Source organism: Pseudomonas sp. R1-18 (assembly GCF_051132095.1).
In the GTDB taxonomy this organism is placed as follows: domain Bacteria; phylum Pseudomonadota; class Gammaproteobacteria; order Pseudomonadales; family Pseudomonadaceae; genus Aquipseudomonas.
Window position 1 is genome coordinate 650673 of record NZ_CP071658.1, and the last position, 22740, is coordinate 673412.

The window sequence follows — 22740 nt, forward strand, 5'->3', positions numbered from 1 at the left end:
AGCCCCGCGTATCAAGTAACCTGTATCGAAATGTGAAAATTTCGTGCGCTGAAGATAACAATCGTGAAAGCGCACTGATATCATCCGCGTCTGAGAATCAGTCGTATCGGCATGGAGGCCGGTCACTTCCTTGCCACTCACGGGTGTATACCTCATGGCCTTACCATTTCCTTCGCGACCTGCTTTGCTCGCCGTCTGCTGTTCACTGAGTTTCGCGGCCCACGCTGCACCGCCAGTCGTAGAGATCGGTGCAACCGACGTTTCCGCCAATGCTGTCAGTCCCAACCCCCACGCGCTGCCAGCCGAGTTCGCGGGCGGTCAGGTTGCCCGCGGCTCGCAAATGGGCGTGCTGGGCAATCAGGACAACATGGACGTGCCTTTCACCGCGACCAGCTATACCTCGAAGCTGATCGAGGACCAGCAGGCCGAAGATGTTGGAGATGTGTTGCTCAACGATCCATCGGTGCGCCAGTCATTCGGCTTTGGTAACCAGGCGCAGGCGTTCGTAATCCGCGGCTTGCCGCTGGCCAGCGATGACATTTCCTACAATGGTCTGTATGGCGTGCTGCCGCGGCAGATCATTTCCACTGATGCCATCGAACGCGTGGAAGTCTTCAAAGGTCCGAACGCCTTCATCAATGGCGTGAGCCCGACCGGCACGGGCCTCGGCGGCAGCGTCAACCTGCAACCCAAGCGCGCCGGCGACACCCCGACTCGACGTTACACACAGGACATCAGCAGTGACGGCCGCGTCGGCGAGCATCTGGACCTCGGACAGCGCTTTGGTGAAGACAACCGTTTCGGTGCGCGGCTCAACCTCAGCCAGCGCGAAGGCGAAACGGCAATCGACGATCAGGACCAGCGCACCAAGCTGTTCATTGCTGGCCTGGATTATCGCGGCGACGGGTTCCGTGCCTCGACCGATTTCGGTTATCAGAAACAGCGCATCAACCACCTGCGCAACACCGTACGGCTGGGCAGCGCGTGGACCAGTACTCCGCAAACGCCCGGTGCGACCAGGATTCCGCGAGCGCCTGATGCGAGCAAGAACTACGGCCAGGACTGGACCTACGCCGAAACTGAAGACACATTCGGCATGGCTCGTGGCGAGTGGGATCTGAGCGAAAACTGGACTGCCTATCTGGCGGGTGGTGCCAAGCACACTCGGGAAACCGGTGTATATGGAACTCCGGTTCTGGTCGACGGCTCTGGCAATGCAACTATCAGTGGCTCGGAAATTCCGCACAACGAAGACAACGTCAGCTTCATGGCTGGCCTGAATGGTCGGCTACTAACTGGGCCGGTCAGCCATCAGATCAGCCTCGGCGCGACGACTATCTGGACCCAGCAGGAAAACGCTTACGTTTTTTACGCACCAAGCAGCACCAATATTTACAATCCTTCGAAACTCCCAACGCCGACCGCTCAAACTATTACCGGTGGTGAAATGGGTGATCCGGGCGTGACCGGCAAAACTCGCAACCGCAGCATCGCGATTTCCGACACTTTGGGCTTCTTCGATGACAGCTTGCTGATTACCGCTGGCCTGCGCCGGCAGCAGTTGCGGGTGGAAAACTACAGCTACGACGGCACCAGTTTTGACGACAGTGATGGTAGTCGCAAAGATCTGTACGACGAGGGGATCACCACCCCGGTCTACGGCATCGTTTACAAGCCGACCAACACTGTTTCGCTTTACGCCAATCGCATCGAAGGTCTGGCTCAAGGCGAGAATGCTCCAATTGAGGCCAGCAACAGAAACGACGTATTCGCACCCGGTCGTACTAAACAGTTGGAGGCCGGTATCAAGCTGGACATGCAGTCCTTCGGCGCTAACCTCGCCGTGTATCGCATCGAGAGGCCCACCGACGGCTACCTGCAGGACGGCGTCTTTGTCCGCGACGGCGAACAAGTCAACAAGGGCATCGAGCTAAGCGTCTTTGGTGAGCCTGTCGAAGGTCTGCGCTTGATGGCGGGCGGCACCCGAATGACTTCCGAAGTCAACGGCACCCAAGGCGGCACCAATGACGGTAACCATGCCATTGGCGTACCGACTTTCCAGCTCAACGCTTCTGTCGACTGGGACGTACCCGGCCTGGAAGGCGTAGCACTCAACGCACGCATGCTGCGCACCGGCGGTCAGTACGCCGACGCGGCCAACAACCTGAGCTTGCCGACCTGGAATCGCTTCGACGCCGGTGCCCGCTACAAACTCAAATTGGCCGAGAAGGACCTGACGCTGCGCGTCAACGTCGAAAACATCAGCAACAAGAACTACTGGGCCTCCGCCAACGGCGGCTACCTGACCCAGGGTGACCCTCGCCTGGTGAAGTTCTCGGGCACGATTGATTTCTGATAGTCATTCGCTGGCGTTCCTGAGTACGCCTCGCCAGCAAGCTGGCTCCCACAAGTTCGCAGCAGGCCGCGATACTGTGGGAGCCAGCTTGCTGGCGAAGGCAATTTTGCGGGCGATTCACTTGCTGCGCCTGGCTTGGCAGCCAGCATCCGAACCTGAGTAGCGGGCACTAAAAAGCCGGCTTGTGGCCGGCTTCTCAAGGACGGTCTTGGTTTATTTTTGGTAAACCGCAACCGCCTTTAACAGGTGCATCCGCAACGGGACGCTAAAAAAGAACAGGGCGACTAATTGATCGCCGTGCTGGGCATCAACGCTGGGCGTCGATGCCTTGGGTGGGCAGAGGATACTGAGGTTTTTCGCCTATGCCCAGCCTTGAAGTGCTTCGTAACATTTGCCGCCGCGCGGTTTAGCGCAGCAGCAAGGCGTTCCGACGCTGGTTGAAAGTGGACCACCAGAACACCCAGCCGAGAATTTTCAGGTGCTGTTGCTCCATCTCCTGGGCGGTAAACAACTCGTCCGGATACTCATTGTGATTGTGGCTGCGCAGGCGCAGGCTGCCGTTGGGCAGGCGGTAGAGGTAGCGCACGCGCAGGATGCCGCCGTGTTCGAGGGCGTAGATTTCTCCGTCGATGACCTGAGTCTGGCTGCGATCCACGCCTAGAAGCGAACCGTCCTGGATCTTGTCGGCCATGCTGGTGCCGACCATCATCACGCACAGGCACTGCTTCGGGTCGACCCCCAGTGCTTGCAGTGGCTGCATCGGCAGGCGAATCTTCTGACCCGGCGCTTCAGTCAGGACAGTTCTGCCGGCACCCTGCGCGGATTCGACCTCCCTGAAAATCTGCACTTCCACGTCGCCGCGCACCAGATTGCGCCCGTTGTGGATTGCCACCTGGGTATCGCCGCCGGTGTTTTCATTGGCCGAGTCGGTCGGGTGCTTGGGGCCTTCACCTGTGCGCAGCCAGCGAGCGTTGACGGTCAACAGTTCAGCCACTTCTTCGAGCCGCGCCATGGGCACGCCGCGCTTGAACCAGTTGTTCACATGCTGCGGCGTGATCTTGCGATTGGCGGCAAAATCCGTGGCGCTTAAATGGCACTCCCGCAGGAGGATACGTAGTCGATCACCTGATGTATTCATGGGGGTGAATTTTACAAAGGTGATGTGGCTGTTTAAATGAACGAGGTGTTCAAAGCGGTGTTGTCGCGCAGTTGTGGTGACTATCGTCCTACGGACCAAATGATACTTGTGTAGGGCGCTTCCGGAATTTTTATTTATCTCGAACACATTGTGCTTCGGCGCTACGCCGCAACGTGCGGGCCACGGACCGTTTAACCGGAGCCAAAGATGCCCGGCGTTTTAAACGCATTTTTAATCGTGACGGGCGCGACCGAGCCTGTTCATCGCAGGTCAGCAAGGTACGGAAAGGGATAAAGCGGGAGGTAAAGCAGAAGTGCGGGACGCCCGCGTTCAGGCGTCCCGACGGTGAACCGGTGAATCAGCCCTTGTAGGCTTCAACCGACTTCAGGATCTCGGCGCGGGCCGCATCAGCGTTGCCCCAGCCTTCGATCTTCACCCATTTGCCTTTTTCGAGATCCTTGTAGTTCTCGAAGAAGTGCTTGATCTGCTCAAGCAGCAGCGGCGGCAGATCGGTGTACTCTTTCACGTCGACGTACAGCTGAGACAGCTTGTCGTGCGGGACTGCGATGACTTTGGCATCGCCGCCGCCGTCGTCGGTCATGTGCAGGATGCCGACCGGACGGGCACGGATGACCGAACCTGGAGCAACCGGGTAAGGCGTAACGACCAGCACGTCGAGGGGGTCGCCGTCGTCAGCCAGGGTGTTGGGGATGAAACCGTAGTTGGCCGGGTAGAACATCGGGGTGGCCATGAAACGGTCAACGAACAGGCAATCGGATTCTTTGTCGATTTCGTACTTGATCGGCGCATGGTTGGCCGGGATTTCGATCGCGACGTAGATGTCGTTCGGCAGGTCTTTGCCCGCAGGAATCTTGCTGTAGCTCATTGGGCGTTGCCCCCATAGTTGACCAGACGGAGATTGGCGCGAACGCCAAAAAGTGGCCCGGATTATAGGCATATTCTGTAACCGATGCCACGCACCACGTTGGCTCAGTGCTGGCCTTGATGATGGCCCGGATGCGGCTCGGCGTAGGCCGGGTCGCTCTGTTGCAGAGCGTGTAGCCGGGCAAGAGTGTCCTGGCGGTAGAACGCCTGAAGCTGTTGGTAGACCCTTGGGTAAGCGTCATGCAGCAGGTCTGGCGCGCTGAAGAAGTATTCGCTGGTCACGGCGAAGAATTCGGCCGGGTCTTCGGCGGCATACGGGTCAATGGCGGTTTCGGCGTCGGGGTTCTGGTCCAGCTGTTGATTGAGGTCGTCGTAAGCGGCCTGCATCACGCTGGCCCATTCGGTAACCTTCATGTCGCTGTGCAACGGCGGCAGGCCATTGGCATCGCCGTTGAGCATGTCGAGCTTGTGCGCCAGTTCATGGATCACCAGGTTGTAGGCATCCCAACCTCCGCTGGACAGCACGCCGGGCCACGCCAGTATGACCGGGCCCTGCAGCCAGGCTTCACCGCTGTGCTCGCCGTCCCACTCATGTTCGACGCCGCTGGCATCGCGATGGCGTTGCGGGCTGCGAAAGTCGTCCGGGTACAGCACAATCTCGTGAAAGCCCTGATACCAGTCCAGGTCAGCAAGGCCGAGCAAGGGCAGTTGCGCCTGAGCCGCGAGAAACAGGCGCTGCTCGGCATCCAGCTCGACGCCGGGCAGGGCGGTCAGGTGCTTGTTGTGCAGGAACAGTACGCAGGCGTCGCGCAGTCGCTCAAGCTGCGCCTGGTTCAAACCATCAAGAATCGGCAGCCGCTGACACACCTTCTGCCACAGCTCGGCCGCAACCGGGTTCTTCGCCAGCGTCCGTTGCCGACGCCAGTTACGCAGCGACCACATGCTTCAGCTAACGTCGACGGAGCGGCCGGCGCGGCTGCGGATCACGCCGATGATCATCGGCAGTAGCGACATCAGGATGATGAACAGCACCAGCAACGTCAGGTTCTGCTTGATGAAAGGCACGTTGCCGAAGAAAAAGCCCAGCGTCACCAGACTGCCCACCCACAGGATCGAGCCCAGCACGCTGAAGCCCAGAAAGCGCGGGTAATGCATGTGGCCGACGCCGGCAACGAAGGGCGCGAACGTGCGGATGATCGGCAGGAAGCGCGCCAGAGTGACCGTCTTGCCGCCATGGCGGCTGTAGAACTCATGGGTGCGGATCAGATGATCGCGGCGGAACACACGCGACTTTGGGTTATTGAAGAGTTTTTCCCCGGTGGTGCGGCCGATGATGTAGTTGGTGCTGTCACCCAGAATCGCGGCGGCCATCAACAGGCCAGCGAGCAGGACCGGATCCATGCCGCCACCGGCAGCCACAGCGCCGGCGATGAACAATAGCGAGTCGCCCGGCAGGAATGGCATAACCACCAGGCCTGTTTCACAGAAGATCACCATGAACAGGATGGCGTAAATCCACGGGCCGTAATTGTTCACCAGCAGGTCGAGGTAAACATCGAGATGCAGGATGAGATCGAGCGGGTTGAAATCCATTGATACACCTGAGGCGAAAACCCTGTGCCGGGTCGCGGGCGAAAGACACTGCTGATGATACGCGCGGCATTATAGAGGGGAAACGCAGACAGCAGGGTGTTCAGGGCATGCAGCGATGGAAGATGCACGCTGAAGCGTTGGCGCAAGTCCGACCGGCGCTTGACGTATGCAGGCCGCCGGCGGCTTGTGCAGGAAGGAGGGCGGTCAGTTGATCGGCAGCACGTAGTTCTTGAACTGCGTGTCCTCCTTGAAGCCGATGGACTCGTAGACTTTCTGAGCGACTTCGTTGGTGCTGCTGGTCGCTACCCGCATGCGAACGGCCTGGGTTTCCTTGGCCATCTTCTTGGCATGTTTGACCAGATGATCGGCAACCAGCTGGCGGCGGTAATCTTCGTTGACATAAATATCATTGAGGATCCACACCCGCTTCAACGATAGCGAGGAATAGCTCGGATAAAGCTGACAAAAGCCCAGAAGCTTGCTGTCGTCATCCTTGGCCAGCGCCAGATAGATGACCGACTCGTCACGACGCAAGCGCTTTTCGAGGAATTCGCGCGACGACTCCGGATAAGGCAACTCGCCGTAGAACTCCCGGTATTTGACGAACAGGGGGGTCAACAGGTCCAAGTGTTCAAGCGTGGCTTTGATAATCCGCATGTCGGGCCTCAACTTCACTATGGGGGCACTGCGTCTGGAGCGATTCGATGCTGTCCGATCGCTTTAGAAAGCGCAATCTAATGCGCCAAGGGCGGCCCGGACAGCAGGAAATTTCCTTTGGTAGCGGGGCTACTTGATTCGACGGTTTTCATTTCGGCCTCGTCCTTGAGCTGAACGCCGGAAAGCTGTCTGCGACAGGCTTCGCGCATCAGGTAAAGCAGCCGATGCGCCGCAGTGGCGTAGCTCAGACCTTCCAGCCTGATATTGGAGATGCAGTTTCTATGAGCATCGTTGAGGCCCACTTTTGGTGCGTAGGTGAAGTATAGACCCAGGCTGTCTGGTGAACTCAGGCCGGGGCGTTCGCCGATGAGGATGATCACCATCTTCGCGCCCAGCAACTGGCCAACCTCGTCGCCAACCGCGACCCGGCCCTGTTCGACCAGAACCACAGGCGCCACACTCCAGCCATCCCCGGCAGCCTGTTCCCGCATGCGCTGCAGAAACGGTACGGCATGGCGATGCACCGCCAGTGCGGAAAGACCGTCGGCGATGACCACCGCCAGATCCACACCGCCGGGTCGAGCAGCGGTGTAAGCCTGCAGCTGTTGCACAGACTCTTCGTTCAGGCGACGGCCCAGATCCGGGCGTTGCAGATACTCGTCGCGGTCCGCTGCGGCGCTGTGCAACTGCAGGGTTTCGTAACCGCTTTCCGCTAATTGCGCGCTGATCGATTCGTGGTCGAAGGCCAGATGCACCGCGTCGCGTGCCTGTGCATGTGCCAGCTGAAAATCCAGTTGCGCCGATGTAGGCAGGCTGGAGCCCGTGCGACCCAGAGCGATGCGCGCGGGAGTCAGGCGTCGAAGTTCCAGCCATGGATTGGCCGGGACGTCGGGCTTTTCGATGTCATCCAGGTGTCGGTCGCTCATGACATGTGCCCCAACGCGTTTCGGAAAGCGGCGGGCAGGCTGTCGCCGAAGCGGATCCTGCCGTCTGCCTGGGTGAAGATTCCCATCTTCTCCAGCCAGGCTTCGTATTCCGGCGCGGGTCGCAGACCGAGGCTTTGTCGGGCGTAGAGCGCGTCGTGAAACGACGTAGTCTGGTAGTTGAGCATGATGTCGTCCGACCCGGGGATACCCATGATGAAGTTGATTCCGGCCACGCCCAGCAGCGTGAGGAGGGTGTCCATGTCGTCCTGATCGGCCTCGGCATGGTTGGTGTAGCAGATGTCGCAACCCATCGGCACGCCCAACAGCTTGCCGCAGAAGTGGTCCTCAAGCCCGGCGCGGATAATCTGCTTGCCGTTGTACAAGTACTCCGGGCCGATGAAGCCCACCACGGTATTGACCAGAAATGGCTTGAACCGCCGCGCCACGGCGTAGGCCCGCGCCTCGCAAGTCTGTTGATCGACGCCGTGGTGAGCATTGGCGGACAGCGCGCTGCCCTGGCCTGTCTCGAAATACATCAGGTTTTGCCCAAGCGTGCCGCGATTCAGGCTCAGCCCGGCTTCGTAGCCTTCCTGCAAGAGCTGGAGATTGATGCCGAAGCTGGCGTTGGCGGCTTCGGTGCCGGTGATCGACTGGAACACCAGGTCGACCGGAACGCCGCGATTGATGACTTCGATGGACGTTGTCACGTGAGTCAGCACGCAAGACTGAGTCGGGATCTCATAGCGCTGTACGATGGCATCGAGCATTTCGAGCAGCGCCACGATGGACGACGTGCTGTCGGTGGCCGGGTTGATGCCGATCATGGCATCGCCGTTACCGTACAACAGGCCATCAAGAATGCTGGCCGCGATTCCCGAAGGATCGTCGGTCGGATGATTGGGCTGCAAGCGCGTAGACAAGCGTCCGCGCAGGCCTATGGTGTTGCGGAATCGAGTGACGACGCGGATTTTCTGTGCAACGAGCACCAGATCCTGTACCCGCATGATTTTCGACACGGCCGCCGCCATTTCCGGCGTCAGGCCCGGCGCTAAAGCATTCAGACTGGTTTCGTCGGCGCTGTCACTGAGCAGCCAGTCGCGAAATCCACCTACCGTGAGATGGCTGACCGGCGTGAAAGCCTGAGCGTCATGGGTGTCGATGATCAGGCGTGTGACTTCGTCCTGTTCATATGGAATCAGCGCTTCCTCAAGGAAATGCTTGAGCGGGATATCCGCCAGCGCCATTTGCGCGGCGACGCGCTCGGCGTCGCTCTGCGCCGCTACGCCCGCAAGAAAGTCACCGGAGCGGGCGGGGCTGGCCTTTGCCATTACATCTCTGAGGCTGTCGAAGCGATAGGTATGCGCACCGACGGCGCAGGAAAAGCTTGCCATTCAAATCCTCCGTGACTGTTTATGGACGTTCACGCAAGCAATTAGTACGCCATTTGCAGGAGCGCGCTTGCCCGCGACGCAGGCGATGCTGTCGCGGGCAAGCGCGCTCCTACGATCAGAAGAACCCCAACTAGAAGAACCCTAATGGATTGATGTCATAGCTCACCAGCAGGTTCTTGGTCTGCTGGTAGTGCTCCAGTGCGATTTTGTGGGTCTCGCGGCCCACGCCGGATTTCTTGTAGCCGCCGAACGCCGCGTGCGCGGGGTAAAGGTGGTAGCAGTTGGTCCAGACACGCCCCGCCTTGAGCGCGCGGCCCACGCGGTAGGCGCGGTTGATGTCGCGGGTCCACACGCCGGCGCCGAGACCGAATTCGGTATCGTTGGCGATGGCCACTGCTTCAGCTTCATCCTTGAACGTCGTGACGCTGACGACCGGGCCAAAGATTTCTTCCTGGAATACCCGCATCCGGTTGTTGCCCTTGAGCAGGGTCGGCTGGATGTAATAGCCGGTCGACAGATCGCCCTCCAGCGCCTCGACCTTGCCACCGGTCAGCAGCTCGGCACCTTCGGCCTTGGCGATATCGAGATAGGAAAGAATCTTGTCGAATTGCTGCTCGGACGCCTGAGCGCCGACCATGGTGTCGGTGTCGAGCGGGTCGCCGCGCTTGATCTTTTCGACCTTGGCCATCACCGCTTCCATGAATTGCGGGTAGATCGACTCCTGAACCAGCGCCCGCGACGGGCAGGTGCAGACTTCGCCCTGGTTGAAGAACGCCAGCACCACGCCTTCGGCGGCTTTCTCGATGAACTCCGGCTCGGCGTTCATAATGTCTTCGAAGAAGATATTCGGTGACTTGCCGCCCAGTTCCACAGTGGACGGGATGATGTTATCGGCCGCCAGCTTCATGATGTGCGAACCCACCGGCGTGGAGCCGGTAAAGGCAATCTTGGCGATACGTTTGCTGCTGGCCAGCGCTTCACCGGCCTCGCGGCCATAACCCTGGACGATATTCACTACGCCGGCGGGCAGCAGGTCGCCGATCAGCTCCAGCAACACGCTGATACCCAGCGGTGTCTGCTCGGCGGGTTTGAGCACCACGCAGTTGCCGGCCGCCAGGGCAGGGGCAAGTTTCCAGGCCGCCATCAGAATCGGGAAGTTCCACGGGATAATCTGCCCGACCACGCCCAGCGGTTCGTGAATGTGGTAGGCCACGGTATTGCCGTCGATCTCGGCTGCGCTGCCTTCCTGGGCGCGCAGGGCGCCGGCGAAATAGCGGAAATGGTCGGCGGCCAGCGGAATGTCGGCGTTCAGCGTTTCACGGATTGCCTTGCCGTTGTCCCAGGTTTCGGTGATCGCCAGGGTTTCCAGATTGGCTTCGATACGATCGGCAATCTTGAGCAGGATCAGTGAACGCGCCTGCACCGAAGTAGAGCCCCAGGCCGACGCCGCAGCGTGAGCGGCATCCAGAGCCTTATCGATGTCTTCGGCGGTCGAACGGGGAAACTCCGCAATGGGTTTGCCGTTTACCGGCGACGTATTGGTGAAGTATTGGCCTTTTACCGGCGCGACAAATTCGCCGCCGATGTAGTTGCCGTAGCGCTCCTTGAAGTTGACGATTGCGCCTTCGGTACCGGGATGTGCGTAACGCATGGTGATGTCTCCTGATTCTTGTTTGTGGAGGGAGTCTGTATCGTTCTCGCGTTAAAGCATTGGCAGGGAGTACTAAAGCGTAGGCCATATATGCCCTTTGCGGAGCTTGAACTTTAGGCGCAGGCGCTGGACGCGTCGCGCTCTGCAACGTCTTCCGGACAAACACCGGGTGCCATTTCACCGCCCCTGAGCTAACCTGCGCGGATGTTATAAGAGGTAGTCATGCATATTCATATCCTTGGTATCTGCGGCACATTCATGGGTTCACTGGCGGTGCTCGCCAAAGAACTCGGCCACCGGGTCACCGGCTCCGACGCCAACGTCTACCCGCCGATGAGCACCCAGCTGCAAGCGCAGGGCATCGAGCTGACCCAGGGTTACGATTCGGCGCAGCTCGATCCGGCTCCGGACCTGGTGGTGATCGGCAACGCGCTGTCGCGGGGCAACCCGGCTGTGGAATATGTCCTCAATAAAGGCCTGCCTTACGTATCGGGCCCGCAGTGGCTGGCCGACCATGTACTGCAAGGCCGCTGGGTGCTGGCCGTCGCCGGCACCCATGGGAAGACCACCACCAGCAGCATGCTGGCCTGGGTCCTGGAGCACGCGGGCATGAGCCCCGGCTTTCTGATTGGCGGCGTGCCGCAGAACTTCGCGGTGTCCGCGCGGCTGGGCGATACGCCATTTTTCGTGGTCGAGGCCGATGAGTACGACAGCGCGTTCTTCGACAAGCGCTCGAAGTTCGTTCACTACCGTCCTCGCACCGCCATCCTGAACAACCTTGAATTCGATCACGCCGACATCTTCCCCGACCTGCCGGCCATCGAGCGTCAATTCCACCATCTGGTGCGCACTATTCCGAGCGAAGGGCTGGTGATCCATCCGACCACCGAACCTGCGCTGGCGCGGGTCATCGACATGGGCTGCTGGACGCCGGTGCAGACCACCGGCCAGGGCGGTCAATGGCAGGCTCGACTGCTGAGTGAAGACGGCTCGCGCTTCGAGGTGATCTTCGACGGTCAGGTTCAAGGCACGGTTGAATGGGACATGACCGGTCAGCACAACGTCGCCAACGCTCTGGCCACTCTGGCCGCGGCACGCCATGTTGGAGTCGTGGCGGCTCAGGGCGTACAGGCCCTGAGCGCGTTCAAAAGCGTCAAGCGGCGCATGGAGAAGCTCGCCGAGGTGCGAGGCATTACGATCTACGATGACTTCGCTCACCATCCGACCGCCATCGCCACCACCCTTGACGGGTTGCGCAAGAAAGTCGGCGATGCGCCGGTGATCGCCATCATCGAACCGCGCTCCAACTCCATGAAGCTCGGCGCGCACCGCGACGGTCTCCCGGAAAGCGTGCAGCAGGCCGATCAGGTGGTCTGGTACGCGCCGGCCAATCTTGGCTGGGATCTGGCGGCAACGGCCGCCGAATGCAAGGTTCCGGCGGTGGTCAGCGATTCTCTCGACGGCATTATCGAGCGGGTCAAGAGTCAGGCTCAGCCCGGCACCCACATCGTGATCATGAGCAACGGCGGCTTCGGCGGCCTGCATGGCAAACTGGCCGAGGCGTTGCAATGAGCGGCCCGGAACGCGTCACCCTGGCAATGACGGGCGCATCGGGTGCTCAGTACGGTCTGCGTCTGCTCGACTGCCTGGTGCGCGAAGACCGCGAAGTGCATTTTCTGATCTCCAAGGCGGCGCAGTTGGTCGTTGCGACCGAAACCGACGTGCGCCTGCCGCCCAAGCCGACCATGCTTCAGGCTTTTCTCACCGAATACACCGGTGCGTCGGCCGGGCAGATTCGGGTCTATGGACGTGATGACTGGATGTCGCCCGTGGCCTCCGGCTCCGGCTCGCCTGCCGCGATGGTGGTCGTGCCGTGCTCTACCGGGACGTTGTCGGCAATTGCCACCGGGGCCTGCAACAATCTGATCGAACGTGCCGCGGATGTCACCTTGAAAGAGCGCCGTCAGTTGATCCTGGTGCCGCGCGAAGCGCCTTTTTCCAGCATCCACCTGGAAAACATGCTCAAGCTGTCGAATATGGGAGCGGTGATCCTGCCAGCCTCGCCAGGTTTCTATCACCAGCCGCAAACCATCGATGATCTGGTGGACTTCGTGGTGGCGCGGATTCTCAACCTGTTGAACATCCCGCAGGACATGCTGCCGCGCTGGGGCGAGCACCACATGGGTAACGATGAATAGGATCCTGCTGGTGCTGCTGGCACTGGCGATGACGGGCTGCGCCACGGTGCGGACGCTCGACGCCGCCAGGCCCGGCGCGCCAGTGGTCTACGCCGGTACGCGGCTGGATCTGTACGCGATTCAGGGGGGATGCTGCGCGATGGACCGCTTCGGCGCCGAGGCGCCGCGTTATCCCGGCCTGGACCTGCCTGGCAGCGCCTTGCTCGACACCCTGTTGCTGCCGCTTTCATTGCTGACGGCAGCGGGGTTCGGGGTTGAGGCCCAAGGCGGATTGTGATCCCGGGCCGCGGTGTGAGCTGTAGGAGCGCGCTTGCCCGCGACAACGAACCTACTTCCCCAGCCTCTTCAGCTCATCCGATTCCACGATCCGCACGCCGTCCTGTTCTTCCAGCGCCAGGCGCCACATGGCGCGGGCCAGTTGGCAGGCTTCGATGGCGCCGTATTTGCCGGGAATGAGCTTGGCGATGGGCGCGGCCAGTTGCTCCGCCCAGCGGGTTTCCGGGCGATTGCCGACCAGCAGAGAGGGGCGCGCCAAAGTTAATTGCGGCCAGTCCTGCGCACGCAATGCCTGCTCCATTTCGCCCTTGATGCGGCTATAGAACACGCTGGAATCAGGGTCGGCGTTGACCGCGCTTACCACCAGCAGATGGCGTGCGCCCAGCTCGCGGGCGCGCTTGCCGAAAGCGACAACCAGATCCAGGTCGACGGCCCTGAACGCTTCTTGCGAGCCAGCCTCCTTGATGGTGGTGCCCAGGCAGCAATAGGCGATGTCGACCTGACCGCTGAGCGTTGGCAATAGCGACAGCAGGTCGCCTACGGGGTTTTCCAGGTGGGGATGTTCGGCCAGAGGCCGGCGGGTAGGCGCCAGCACACGACTGACGGTGGGTTCATTGAGCAGGCGATCAAGCAGATGCTCGCCCGTGAGTCCGGTAGCTCCTGCAAGCAGGATGTGTTGCGGCGTCAAGTACATACTGTTTCTCCCTTGATACTGAACAGCCTAGCGGCTGGTCGAGGACTTCGCTTCCTTGCGAGTCAACGTCGTGTTCAGCGCGCGCTCAGCCTGATTCTTGCGCAACAGTTGCCAGCGAGAGAGCACCCCGTCGGGCGCCCATATCTGCGGTTCGGAGGCTTCGAAGTTATCTTCGATCTCGCGTTGGGCGACATAGGCTTTAGCGCTGCTGAAAGCCTGCTGCAAGTCATCGGTTTCGACCAGCGCGCGTCCGAATAGTGCATCGCCAAAATACGTGAAATCCGCTTCCTCGGAGCAGCCGAACGACACCCGGTCGGCGCGTGAGGCGGTGATGACCACCGTTCGCTCATCCTTCAGATCCGGAATGAAACCGCCCGAATAACAGGCAGAAATCACCACGATCTTGTCGCGTTTCTTCAGCGGCGCCAGGGCGGTGGCCAGCGCTTCGGTGGACAGGTCGGCCAGCGACAGGCGCGGTTGATCGAGCACCAGTTCGTGGTCTTCGGTGCCGTGGCTGGTCAGGTAGATGAACACCAGATCTTCCGGCCCGGTGCGCTCGGCCAGGGTGCGAATGGCGCGACTGATGGTTTCGCGGGTGGCCAGCGGGCGGTCGTCCATATGATCGCGATGGTTGGTCAGGCTGACCTGCCCGCGGGCACCGAAGCGCGTCGCCAACAGGTTGCTGACGTAATCGGCTTCACGCAGAAACACGCTTTGTTTGCCGTCCCCGGCAATGACCAGGCTATAAAGCTCGGGTGCAGGTGTTGAGGCAGGGATCGCCTGCAAAGCCTTTTCCAGAAGCGGCCCCTGAGCAAGAAGGCCGGTATCCAGCGGGTCCGGCAGCAGGTTGCCCTTGGCGTCGCGGGTCAGCTGACCGTTTATCCACACCCCTTTCTGTATGCTGCCGTCGGCGGCGGTGAGCGTGCCGGCGCCGTGGTAAGTGTCATTGGCGAACTGACCGTCGTAGCGGCTGCCGTCCGCCAGTTGCAGATGGCCTTCGCCCATGAAGCGCCCATTGCTGAAGTAGCCCTGGTAACGGCTGCCGTCGGCACCGATCAACTCGCCCTTGCCGTTGAGCGATCCTTCTTTGAACTCGCCGCTCCAGACGTCACCGTCGCTGTTTTCATAGCGGCCTTTGCCATCGAGCTGGTTGTTGCGAAAGCCACCGACGTACTGATCACCCTCGGTACCGATAAAGCTGCCATTGCCCTGAAGCTGGCCGCCGACGAAGCGACCGCTGTACTGGTTGCCGTTGGCATCGGTGCGCACACCTTCGCCTTCAGGCAACCCCCGGACGAACTGGCCCTGATAATGGCTGCCGTCTTCCAGTTCGAGGCGTCCGGCGCCGTGGTACAGGCCGTCCTTGAACTGACCACGGTAAAGCAGACCCTTTTCCTTGAGCGTGCCTTCGCCATCGCGTCGGCCCAGCTTGAAGCCGCCGACATAGCTGGACCCGGCGCGCGTGGTGAGCTTGCCCTGGCCGTGATAGAGACCGTTCTGGAAATCGCCGATGTAGATGTCGCCGTTGCTGGCGTGCCATTCGCCGCGGCCCTGGCGCTGGCCGCGCTCGAAGTCGCCCGCGTACCAGCTGCCGTTGGTGTAATCGATCCGGCCCTGGCCGTGCAGAAGGCCGTCTACCAGATCGCCGCGATACCGTCCGCCGTCGGGCAGCAGGCCATCGGGCGGCAACAGGGATTCGCCATCGCCGCAACCGGCGAGCAGAAGGATCAAAGCCAATGGGGCGAGCGCGCGCATGTGGAATCTCAGGAAGTTGATCAGGGGTGATACACCCCTTTAAAGCAGGTTCGCATCAGCCGTGGACGAGTATGCCGTAGCGAGTAAGCGGGACGAAACAGTCTGTAACGACTGTTTCGTATCTGGGGCGTTTTATATGAAGCACAGCGATAGCGGTGCAGCGACGAAAGCAGGTTTTTCCTCGCCTTCAATCTCCAGCGTGGCGATGACTTTGAGCAGCCACTGACCGGGTTTCTTTTCCGTGACGTCGCTCAGTTCGACCTTGAGCCTGACCCTTGAATTAACTTTCACCGGCTGGACGAAACGCACGCTGTCGAGCCCGTAATTGACCACCATCTTCAGGCCTTCAGGCAGTACCAGCAGACCCTCCATCAGTTTGGGGATCAGCGACAGCGAAAGAAAACCGTGGGCAATGGTTCCGCCAAAAGGAGTCTGGGCCGCTTTGACAGGGTCGACGTGAATGAACTGAAAATCTCCGGTCGCTTCCGCGAACAGGTTGATGCGCTCCTGGTCGATGGCCAGCCATTCGGAACATCCCAGTTCCTTGCCGACATAGTGCGCAAGCTCTGTAACAGGTACAAAAGGCATATCACTCTCCTTGTCATTTTTTTGTGCAACATAATGCCTGGTCCCGCGTCGGGGTTGCCGGCGCGGGCGCACTGAAGATCAGCAGAGGGTTTGCGGTTGGTCAAGCACGGCCGGCCATGTGAATACCCCGCGCATGGCTGCGCTCGCGGCGTGTTTATAATGCCGCCTGGATTCGCCCGGTTCGTTTTGATTGGTTGGAGTACTCATGCTGCTACGGGGTCTGACATGGCTGGTGCTGTTCCAGTTGCTGGGGACAGCACTCAACCATCTGTTTCTTTCGATGTTGCCGGGCCCGATCATTGGTCTGGTTTTGCTGATGGGCTATCTGATGCTGCGCGGCGAAGTGAGCGAGCCGATCAGCCTCGCCGCCAGCAGCCTGTTGCGCTATCTGCCACTGCTGTTGGTACCACCGGCGGTGGGCGTGATGGTCTGGGCTTCGGCCATTGCCCAGGATTTCTGGGCAATTTTCGGCACGCTGGCCCTGTCGCTGATGATATCGGTGATGTTCGCGGGCTGGCTGATGCAGAAACTGATCGAGCGCCAGGCGCGCCGTGAGGAGCAGTCATGAGCCTGGACTGGCATGGGGCCTGGATGTCAGTGATCCATCACCCGCTCTTCGGCATCGCGGTGACGCTGGGCGCTTATCAGTTGGCGATGGCCGCCTATGAAAAGACCCGCTGGCTGTTTCTGCAGCCGGTACTGGTGTCGATGCTGGTGGTGATCGCGATCTTGCTTGGATGTGGCCTGGATTATGTCGAATACCGCGCCAGCACGGAAATTCTCACCGTGTTGCTGGGGCCCGCCACGGTTGCCCTCGCGGTGCCGCTTTATCTGAATCTGCGGCGGATTCGTCAGTTGCTGTGGCCAACGTTAACTACGCTGGTGGTTGGCGGAGTGTTTGCCACGGGCCTTTGCGTGGCGCTGGGCATGTTGTTCGGCGCCGACCACATGATTTTGATGACCATGGCGCCCAAGTCCGTTACCTCGCCGATTGCCATGCTGGTCGCTCAACAGATCGGCGGCGTGGCCGCGCTGGCTGCGGTATTCGTCCTGATCACGGGTGTGTTCGGGGCGATATTCGGTCCGGGGCTTTTGTCGCTGATGGGTGTCAGACATCATGCTGCCCGAGGCATGGCGTTAGGGCTAACCGCTCACGCCGTAGGTACCTCAGTGGCTTTGCAGGAAGGCGAGGAGGCCGGTGCCTTCGCGGCGCTGGCGATGAGTCTGATGGGCGTGGGGACCGCGCTTTTTCTGCCGTTGGCTGTGTCTTTGACCGTTTAAGGGTAATTTTTATGACGTTGCCTCTGTTTCCACTCAACGCTGTGCTGTTTCCGGGATGCGTGCTCGACCTGCAACTGTTCGAAGCCCGTTACCTGGACATGATCGGCCGCTGCATGAAGCAGGGCGCGGGATTTGGCGTGGTGTGCATCACCGAAGGCAGCGAAGTAGGCACGGTGCCCGGTGGCTATTCGCGGATCGGCTGCGAAGCGCTGGTGCGTGACTTCCAGCAACAGGACAACGGTCTGCTGGGTATTCGCGTGGTAGGCGGGCGGCGGTTTCGGGTGCTGGAAACGCAGGTGCAGCGCGACCAGCTGCTGGTCGCTGAAGTGCAGTGGCTTGAAGAACCGCATGAGCGCCCGCTGCAGGAAGAAGATGCGGACCTTGTCGCGCTGCTCGAAGCCCTGGCGGAGCACCCGATGGTGGCGTCGTTGAACATGGGCGTCAGCGCCGAGGGGCAACAGTCGTTGTCAAACCAGCTGGCCTATCTGCTGCCGTTCACCGAGCAGGACAAGATCGAATTGCTGGAAATCGACGATCCTGAAGAGCGTCTGGACGCCATTCAGGAGCTGCTCGACGAGATGCAGGGTGATTTGCAGGCCTGACCGATCCGGTCAGACCTTGCCTGTCAGTACTGGTAGCGCAGCACCGCGTGGGACAGGGCGTTGACCGCGAAGGTGCCCAGCAGGGCAGTGAGTGCCGGTAATACCAGCCACCAGACTTTCGTGGACATGGCCGGCAGCGACTCGTGACGCTGAACGATTGCCAGACTGATAGAGCAGACACAGAACGCCAGCAACATGCCGGCCAGGATATCGGTCGGCCAGTGAACACCCAGGTACACCCGCGACAGCGCAATAGCCAGGGCCGGTATGCCGCCCAGCAACATCCAGGTCAAGCGCAGACGTACGGGCTGCCCGCGTCCGGCCAGTACCGCCAGCGTCATGAACAGCGCGAAAGCCGCTGAACTGTGCCCGCTGGGCATGCTGTAGGTGGTAAGCGGTTCAACCAGCACTTCCGGGCGGGTCCGTGCGAACAGCGCTTTGAGTGTGCCGTTGCCTATGGCCGTGCCGAGCGTGGTTGCCAGCGCAAACGCGGCATGCCGCCATTGCCGGGCGATCAGCAGTGCGATGACCAGAACGCAGGCGGCCAGCAGCTGCGCCTTGAAGTCACCGATGCTGGTGATCAGGATCACGATATTCTGCGCGGCCTCGCTGCGGTGCTCCTGTACCAGTGTCATCAGGCCCTGGTCGAAATCGGTCAGGTACGGCCAGCCCATGAACAGACCGGCAAGAATGACCAGGCTGAGCACGGCGATAACTTTGGTGGCATAGCGCTTCTTGCGCATGCTGCTCTGGATACTGAGACCGAACAGCAGCGCCAGCGCCGCTCCGACCACCGCCGCCTCGGTCCAGAAGCCTTCCGGCAAAGGCAGGCGGATCGCCGCGCCCGCCGCCCAGCCGGGCATCAGGTACACGATCGACCACCCCGCGGCGGCAATTACGCTTACCACCGTAAAACGCGGCAACGGCATGTCACACATGCCCGCCGTCATGGGCAGCATCGGCCGCAACGGGCCAATGAAGCGACCGACCAGCAGGCTGGCGATCCCGTATTTATGGAAGTAAGCCTCGGCGCCGGTCATCCATTCCGGATGCGAGCGCAGTCCGGGCAATTGGCGGATGTTCTGATGAAAGCGTCTGCCGATGAAATACGACACCGCATCGCCCAGCAGCCCTCCGGCAAAGCCCAGAATCAGCACCTCGCCCAATGGCAGGATGCCACTGCCGGCCAGCGCGGCGATGGCAAACATGACGACCGTGCCCGGCACGACGATTCCGACAATAGCGACACATTCAACGAAGGCAACGACGAAAATAGCCATCGCAACCCACGACGGGTTTGCGGTCAGCCAGCCGGTGATACCAGTGAGCCAGTCGCCCATGGGTCAGCTTCCTTGTTCGAGAATGTAGTAATCGCGGCCTTCGACCTGACCGCGTCTCAGAGGGTTCCGCGTGCAGAAACGGGCGTAATCGGCGTCGACGAAGCGGTACATCAGGTGCTCGTCACGACCGACCGGGATGCCCAGGCGTGTAGTCTGGATAATGCGCGTCGGGGTCTGTCCAACGTCTTCGACACGCAGCCTGAGCGGGTCGAAGCGCTTGGCGTTCCACATCGGGACTTTCAGGCCAAGCGCTCTGCACAATAGCGTCTGACCGGCGCAGAGTTGCTCGGGTGCTCGAATCGCACCGCTGGCGTCCGGATTGTTCAGTTGCATCCGGGCCAGCGCGTTCTCGTCACTCAACGCGTCGACCCAGGGGAAACCGGACTTGATCAGCACCGCATTGCCAGGGCCTTCGGCACTGAAGTTCATCGAGTCGCTGCCACGCGCGTAATACATGTAGATGTGGCCGCCATCGAGAAACATCGCTTTGCGTTTTTCGGTGTAGCCCAGGGAAGAATGGCTGCCTTTTTCTGCCTGATAGTAGGCTTCGGTTTCGATAATCCGCGCCGCCAGCCAGAACTCGCCAACCTTGTGCCGGACCACCTTGCCCAGCAGGTCGCGCGCCAGAACCTGAGCGTCACGGTGGAAAAAACTGTCGGGAAGGGCTGAATGCATGGGCTTACAAACGAGAATGAGAAGGGGCAGATCATAGCAAGCGCGGTCTTAATTGCAGCTGAATGTGTCCAGTTGCGATGTTTTCTTGTTTCCGAACGTGACAGTTCGTGTTGAATTGTTCTCGCCAGCAAGCTGACTCCCACAAGGATTGTGGCATCCGCTGAACCTGTGTGAAGCCAGCTTGCTGGTGAAGAGGCCATTGTGGGCGCATCAAATTGGGCCCAGCCACAAACTTTGCGCTGTTATCGACCATCCGCCTGTCTGCGCTGTCGTTCGGACCGCTTGATCGCTATAATCGGCCGCTTTCCTCTCTGCCAAGACCTCTGAGACCATGACTGAGTCCGTTCTTGACTACATGACCCGCCTGGGTCGCGCCGCCCGCGAAGCTTCGCGAGTGATCGGTCGTGCGAGTACGGCGCAGAAGAACCGCGCTTTGCTGGCTGCCGCCACCGCGCTGGACGAAGCTCGCGCCGAGCTGTCCACCGCCAATGAGCTGGACCTTGCCAACGGCCGTGCCAATGGGCTCGAACCCGCAATGCTCGAACGTCTGGCCCTGACCCCCGCGCGCATCGACGGCATGATCGTCGGGTTGCGTCAGGTCGCCAGTCTGCCGGACCCGGTCGGCGCGATCCGTGACATGAGCTATCGGCCGTCGGGTATTCAGGTAGGCAAGATGCGCGTGCCACTGGGTGTAGTCGGAATCATCTATGAGTCCCGTCCGAACGTGACCATTGATGCCGCGAGTCTGTGTCTGAAGTCAGGCAATGCGACCATCCTGCGTGGCGGTTCCGAGGCCATCCATTCCAACCGTGCCATCGCCGCCTGCATCGAGCGCGGGCTGGCTGAAGCCGGGTTGCCTGCCGCCGTTGTGCAGGTTGTCGAGACGACTGACCGGGCCGCGGTCGGTGCCTTGATCACCATGCCTGAATATGTGGACGTCATCGTTCCGCGCGGCGGCAAAGGCTTGATCGAACGTGTCAGCCGCGATGCCCGCGTGCCCGTCATCAAGCATCTGGACGGCATCTGCCACGTGTACGTCAGCGCCCATGCGAACCTGGCGAAAGCGCAGGACATCGCGTTCAACGCCAAGACCTATCGTTACGGCATCTGCGGCGCAATGGAAACGCTGCTGGTCGACCAGACCGTCGCCGCCGATTTCCTTCCGTCGATGGCTGCCCGATTCCGCGAAAAAGGCGTCGAACTGCGCGGCTGCGAGCGGACCCGTGCGTTGATCGACGCGGTCCCGGCGACCGAGGATGACTGGCACACCGAGTACCTTGCGGCCATCCTGTCGATCCGCATCGTCAACGGTCTGGATGACGCCATCGAACACATCAACCATTACGGCTCGCATCACAGCGATGCCATCGTTTCGGAGCATCAGGGCCAGGTACGACGTTTCATGGCCGAGGTCGACTCCAGTTCGGTCATGGTCAACGCGCCGACCTGCTTCGCCGATGGCTTCGAATACGGCCTGGGCGCCGAGATCGGCATTTCTACTGATAAGCTGCACGCCCGCGGTCCGGTCGGTCTCGAAGGCCTGACGTGCGAAAAATACATTGTGATCGGCGACGGTCAGTTACGCGGACAAGCCTGACTTGAGCAAGCCCATGGCAGCCATGCCCAGACGTATCGGCATGCTCGGGGGTACGTTCGATCCGGTTCATATCGGCCATTTGCGCGGTGCGCTTGAAGTGGCCGAGTTGCTCGAACTCGACGAGTTGCGCCTGACGCCCAGCGCCCGGCCGCCTCATCGGGAGCTGCCGAGCGTTACCGCGCAGGACCGTCTGGCGATGGTCCGTTGCGCGGTGGAAGGCGTTTCACCGCTGACGGTCGATGACCGTGAGCTGAAGCGGGACAAGCCTTCGTATACCATCGACACACTGGAATCGATGCGCGCCGGACTGGCCGCGCATGACCAACTGTTCCTGCTGCTGGGTTGGGATGCCTTTTGCGGCTTGCCAGGCTGGCATCGATGGGAGGAATTGCTGGAGCACTGCCATATCGTGGTGCTGCAACGCCCGGACGCGGACAGCGAATCGCCGGATGCCATGCGTAATCTGCTGGCGGCACGCGCGGTAAGCGATCCCAAGGCCCTGAAAGGGCCGGGCGGACACATTACATTCGTCTGGCAGACACCGTTATCGGTGTCTGCCACCCAGATCCGACAGCTGCTGGCCAGCGGTAAGTCGGTACGCTTTCTGGTGCCAGACGCGGTACTGGCCTATATCGAAGTGCACGGGCTTTACCGTGCGCCGAACACCGATGGAGCGCCCTGATAAACAGCTTTGATCGATAAGCGTTTGGGCGTTTCCACATATATGAGCTGAATGAGTTTTTTATGACAAAGCAAAAAATGAGCAGTGAAGAAGTCGTCGCGTTGGCAACCGCCGCCCTGGAAGACGTCAAGGGTGCCGACATCCTGGCGATCGACGTGCGCGAAAAAACCAGCATCGCCGACTACATGCTGATCTGCACCGGTACTTCCAACCGCCAGTTGAACGCACTGGTCGACAACGTGCGTGAAAAGGTCAAGGCCGCCGGCCTGATGCCGCTCAGCGAAGAAGGCAAGGGCGACAGCGACTGGGTTCTGCTGGACCTGGGTGACGTCGTGGTTCACGTGATGACCGCTGCCGCGCGTCAGTTCTACGACCTGGAACGTCTGTGGCAGGGCGCCGAACAGAGCCGTGCCGCCAGCGCCGCGCACCACACTCCGGGCCACGAATAAGGCATC

Annotated in this window: 23 protein-coding genes; 10 read left to right on the top strand and 13 right to left on the bottom strand. The window is 60.6% G+C overall.

All coding sequences use genetic code 11. From position 1 onward, the window contains the following. Positions 1 to 154: 154 nt before the first annotated feature. Complete coding sequence (locus J3P77_RS02985; protein WP_434679471.1) at positions 155 to 2356, top strand: TonB-dependent receptor; 2202 nt, start codon at positions 155 to 157, stop codon at positions 2354 to 2356. A 406-nt stretch (positions 2357 to 2762) separates the two neighbouring features. Here J3P77_RS02985 and J3P77_RS02990 read toward each other — a convergent pair whose 3' ends face one another. The 8 genes from J3P77_RS02990 to exaC form a co-directional block, all read right to left on the bottom strand. Beyond that, on the bottom strand, positions 2763 to 3494 hold the full coding sequence (locus J3P77_RS02990) for a LexA family transcriptional regulator (protein WP_434679473.1): 732 nt from the start codon (positions 3492 to 3494) through the stop codon (positions 2763 to 2765). A 358-nt stretch (positions 3495 to 3852) separates the two neighbouring features. Beyond that, a complete protein-coding gene (ppa, locus tag J3P77_RS02995; RefSeq protein WP_434679475.1) occupies positions 3853 to 4380 on the bottom strand; it encodes an inorganic diphosphatase in 528 nt (175 codons plus the stop codon). A 104-nt stretch (positions 4381 to 4484) separates the two neighbouring features. After that, complete coding sequence (locus J3P77_RS03000) at positions 4485 to 5321, bottom strand: zinc-dependent peptidase (RefSeq protein WP_434679476.1); 837 nt, start codon at positions 5319 to 5321, stop codon at positions 4485 to 4487. Between the two features lie 3 nt (positions 5322 to 5324). Then, complete coding sequence (locus tag J3P77_RS03005) at positions 5325 to 5972, bottom strand: DedA family protein (protein ID WP_434679477.1); 648 nt, start codon at positions 5970 to 5972, stop codon at positions 5325 to 5327. Positions 5973 to 6176: 204 nt separating this feature from the next. Next, positions 6177 to 6629: a GNAT family N-acetyltransferase gene (locus tag J3P77_RS03010; protein ID WP_434679478.1), complete on the bottom strand. Its 453-nt coding sequence runs from the start codon at positions 6627 to 6629 to the stop codon at positions 6177 to 6179. 77 nt (positions 6630 to 6706) lie between these two features. Next, on the bottom strand, positions 6707 to 7555 hold the full coding sequence (gene eutC / locus J3P77_RS03015; RefSeq protein WP_434679480.1) for an ethanolamine ammonia-lyase subunit EutC: 849 nt from the start codon (positions 7553 to 7555) through the stop codon (positions 6707 to 6709). Beyond that, complete coding sequence (locus tag J3P77_RS03020; protein ID WP_434679482.1) at positions 7552 to 8946, bottom strand: ethanolamine ammonia-lyase subunit EutB; 1395 nt, start codon at positions 8944 to 8946, stop codon at positions 7552 to 7554. The genes eutC and J3P77_RS03020 overlap by 4 nt, the downstream gene beginning before the upstream one ends. Before the next feature lie 130 nt (positions 8947 to 9076). Further along, complete coding sequence (gene exaC / locus J3P77_RS03025) at positions 9077 to 10597, bottom strand: acetaldehyde dehydrogenase ExaC (RefSeq protein WP_434679483.1); 1521 nt, start codon at positions 10595 to 10597, stop codon at positions 9077 to 9079. A 222-nt stretch (positions 10598 to 10819) separates the two neighbouring features. Between exaC and mpl the strand changes: the two genes are divergently transcribed. The 3 genes from mpl to J3P77_RS03040 are packed head-to-tail and all read left to right on the top strand — an operon-like array spanning position 10820 to position 13072. Next, positions 10820 to 12169 carry a UDP-N-acetylmuramate:L-alanyl-gamma-D-glutamyl-meso-diaminopimelate ligase gene (mpl, locus tag J3P77_RS03030; RefSeq protein WP_434679484.1) on the top strand — a complete coding sequence of 450 codons (1350 nt, stop codon included), beginning with the start codon at positions 10820 to 10822 and terminating at the stop codon, positions 12167 to 12169. Beyond that, positions 12166 to 12795, top strand: coding sequence for a flavin prenyltransferase UbiX (gene ubiX, locus J3P77_RS03035; protein WP_434679485.1), 630 nt, complete (start codon positions 12166 to 12168; stop codon positions 12793 to 12795). Before mpl ends, ubiX begins: the two co-directional genes overlap by 4 nt. Beyond that, complete coding sequence (locus J3P77_RS03040; RefSeq protein WP_434679486.1) at positions 12788 to 13072, top strand: YceK/YidQ family lipoprotein; 285 nt, start codon at positions 12788 to 12790, stop codon at positions 13070 to 13072. The genes ubiX and J3P77_RS03040 overlap by 8 nt, the downstream gene beginning before the upstream one ends. A 51-nt stretch (positions 13073 to 13123) precedes the next feature. On the opposite strand, the gene J3P77_RS03045 is transcribed toward J3P77_RS03040, so the two are convergent. From J3P77_RS03045 to J3P77_RS03055, 3 genes are all read right to left on the bottom strand, one after another. After that, positions 13124 to 13765, bottom strand: a complete 642-nt coding sequence (locus J3P77_RS03045; RefSeq protein ID WP_434679487.1) for an oxidoreductase — start codon at positions 13763 to 13765, stop codon at positions 13124 to 13126. A 27-nt stretch (positions 13766 to 13792) separates the two neighbouring features. Beyond that, positions 13793 to 15520: a C13 family peptidase gene (locus J3P77_RS03050; RefSeq protein ID WP_434679488.1), complete on the bottom strand. Its 1728-nt coding sequence runs from the start codon at positions 15518 to 15520 to the stop codon at positions 13793 to 13795. 132 nt (positions 15521 to 15652) lie between these two features. Continuing rightward, on the bottom strand, positions 15653 to 16108 hold the full coding sequence (locus J3P77_RS03055) for a MaoC family dehydratase (RefSeq protein WP_434679489.1): 456 nt from the start codon (positions 16106 to 16108) through the stop codon (positions 15653 to 15655). A 205-nt stretch (positions 16109 to 16313) separates the two neighbouring features. On the opposite strand from J3P77_RS03055, the gene J3P77_RS03060 reads away from it, so the two are divergent. The 3 genes from J3P77_RS03060 to J3P77_RS03070 are packed head-to-tail and all read left to right on the top strand — an operon-like array spanning position 16314 to position 17991. Further along, entirely contained in the window at positions 16314 to 16676 is a 363-nt protein-coding gene (locus J3P77_RS03060) for a CidA/LrgA family protein (RefSeq protein WP_434679490.1), read from the top strand. 2 nt (positions 16677 to 16678) lie between these two features. Continuing rightward, on the top strand, positions 16679 to 17389 hold the full coding sequence (locus tag J3P77_RS03065) for an LrgB family protein (protein ID WP_434681854.1): 711 nt from the start codon (positions 16679 to 16681) through the stop codon (positions 17387 to 17389). An 11-nt stretch (positions 17390 to 17400) separates the two neighbouring features. After that, a complete protein-coding gene (locus J3P77_RS03070; protein ID WP_434679492.1) occupies positions 17401 to 17991 on the top strand; it encodes an LON peptidase substrate-binding domain-containing protein in 591 nt (196 codons plus the stop codon). A gap of 23 nt (positions 17992 to 18014) precedes the next feature. On the opposite strand, the gene J3P77_RS03075 is transcribed toward J3P77_RS03070, so the two are convergent. Next, the gene (locus J3P77_RS03075) at positions 18015 to 19331 is read right to left on the bottom strand and encodes a bifunctional DedA family/phosphatase PAP2 family protein (protein WP_434679494.1); all 1317 of its coding nucleotides are present in this window, start codon (positions 19329 to 19331) and stop codon (positions 18015 to 18017) included. 3 nt (positions 19332 to 19334) lie between these two features. After that, positions 19335 to 20006, bottom strand: a complete 672-nt coding sequence (locus J3P77_RS03080; RefSeq protein ID WP_434679495.1) for a DNA-3-methyladenine glycosylase — start codon at positions 20004 to 20006, stop codon at positions 19335 to 19337. A 331-nt stretch (positions 20007 to 20337) separates the two neighbouring features. Between J3P77_RS03080 and J3P77_RS03085 the strand changes: the two genes are divergently transcribed. From J3P77_RS03085 to rsfS, 3 genes are all read left to right on the top strand, one after another. After that, positions 20338 to 21603, top strand: coding sequence for a glutamate-5-semialdehyde dehydrogenase (locus tag J3P77_RS03085; RefSeq protein WP_434679496.1), 1266 nt, complete (start codon positions 20338 to 20340; stop codon positions 21601 to 21603). 22 nt (positions 21604 to 21625) lie between these two features. Beyond that, a complete protein-coding gene (nadD, locus tag J3P77_RS03090; protein ID WP_434681856.1) occupies positions 21626 to 22285 on the top strand; it encodes a nicotinate-nucleotide adenylyltransferase in 660 nt (219 codons plus the stop codon). Positions 22286 to 22347: 62 nt separating this feature from the next. Beyond that, positions 22348 to 22734 carry a ribosome silencing factor gene (rsfS, locus tag J3P77_RS03095; RefSeq protein WP_125831800.1) on the top strand — a complete coding sequence of 129 codons (387 nt, stop codon included), beginning with the start codon at positions 22348 to 22350 and terminating at the stop codon, positions 22732 to 22734. The last annotated feature ends 6 nt before the right edge of the window (positions 22735 to 22740 follow it).

Excerpts from the sequence above, each read along its gene's own strand:
- exaC (WP_434679483.1), bottom strand. The coding sequence starts at position 10,597 with ATGCGTTACGCACATCCCGGTACCGAAGGCGCAATCGTCAACTTCAAG.
- J3P77_RS03005 (WP_434679477.1), bottom strand. The coding sequence starts at position 5,972 with ATGGATTTCAACCCGCTCGATCTCATCCTGCATCTCGATGTTTACCTC.
- J3P77_RS03085 (WP_434679496.1), top strand. The coding sequence starts at position 20,338 with ATGACTGAGTCCGTTCTTGACTACATGACCCGCCTGGGTCGCGCCGCC.
- J3P77_RS03055 (WP_434679489.1), bottom strand. The coding sequence starts at position 16,108 with ATGCCTTTTGTACCTGTTACAGAGCTTGCGCACTATGTCGGCAAGGAA.
- J3P77_RS02990 (WP_434679473.1), bottom strand. The coding sequence starts at position 3,494 with ATGAATACATCAGGTGATCGACTACGTATCCTCCTGCGGGAGTGCCAT.
- J3P77_RS03080 (WP_434679495.1), bottom strand. The coding sequence starts at position 20,006 with ATGCATTCAGCCCTTCCCGACAGTTTTTTCCACCGTGACGCTCAGGTT.
- J3P77_RS03020 (WP_434679482.1), bottom strand. The coding sequence starts at position 8,946 with ATGGCAAGCTTTTCCTGCGCCGTCGGTGCGCATACCTATCGCTTCGAC.
- J3P77_RS03050 (WP_434679488.1), bottom strand. The coding sequence starts at position 15,520 with ATGCGCGCGCTCGCCCCATTGGCTTTGATCCTTCTGCTCGCCGGTTGC.
- nadD (WP_434681856.1), top strand. The coding sequence starts at position 21,626 with ATGCCCAGACGTATCGGCATGCTCGGGGGTACGTTCGATCCGGTTCAT.
- J3P77_RS03000 (WP_434679476.1), bottom strand. The coding sequence starts at position 5,321 with ATGTGGTCGCTGCGTAACTGGCGTCGGCAACGGACGCTGGCGAAGAAC.
- J3P77_RS03060 (WP_434679490.1), top strand. The coding sequence starts at position 16,314 with ATGCTGCTACGGGGTCTGACATGGCTGGTGCTGTTCCAGTTGCTGGGG.
- J3P77_RS03040 (WP_434679486.1), top strand. The coding sequence starts at position 12,788 with ATGAATAGGATCCTGCTGGTGCTGCTGGCACTGGCGATGACGGGCTGC.
- J3P77_RS03070 (WP_434679492.1), top strand. The coding sequence starts at position 17,401 with ATGACGTTGCCTCTGTTTCCACTCAACGCTGTGCTGTTTCCGGGATGC.
- ppa (WP_434679475.1), bottom strand. The coding sequence starts at position 4,380 with ATGAGCTACAGCAAGATTCCTGCGGGCAAAGACCTGCCGAACGACATC.
- J3P77_RS03045 (WP_434679487.1), bottom strand. The coding sequence starts at position 13,765 with ATGTACTTGACGCCGCAACACATCCTGCTTGCAGGAGCTACCGGACTC.
- J3P77_RS03075 (WP_434679494.1), bottom strand. The coding sequence starts at position 19,331 with ATGGGCGACTGGCTCACTGGTATCACCGGCTGGCTGACCGCAAACCCG.
- ubiX (WP_434679485.1), top strand. The coding sequence starts at position 12,166 with ATGAGCGGCCCGGAACGCGTCACCCTGGCAATGACGGGCGCATCGGGT.
- mpl (WP_434679484.1), top strand. The coding sequence starts at position 10,820 with ATGCATATTCATATCCTTGGTATCTGCGGCACATTCATGGGTTCACTG.
- rsfS (WP_125831800.1), top strand. The coding sequence starts at position 22,348 with ATGACAAAGCAAAAAATGAGCAGTGAAGAAGTCGTCGCGTTGGCAACC.
- eutC (WP_434679480.1), bottom strand. The coding sequence starts at position 7,555 with ATGAGCGACCGACACCTGGATGACATCGAAAAGCCCGACGTCCCGGCC.
- J3P77_RS03010 (WP_434679478.1), bottom strand. The coding sequence starts at position 6,629 with ATGCGGATTATCAAAGCCACGCTTGAACACTTGGACCTGTTGACCCCC.
- J3P77_RS02985 (WP_434679471.1), top strand. The coding sequence starts at position 155 with ATGGCCTTACCATTTCCTTCGCGACCTGCTTTGCTCGCCGTCTGCTGT.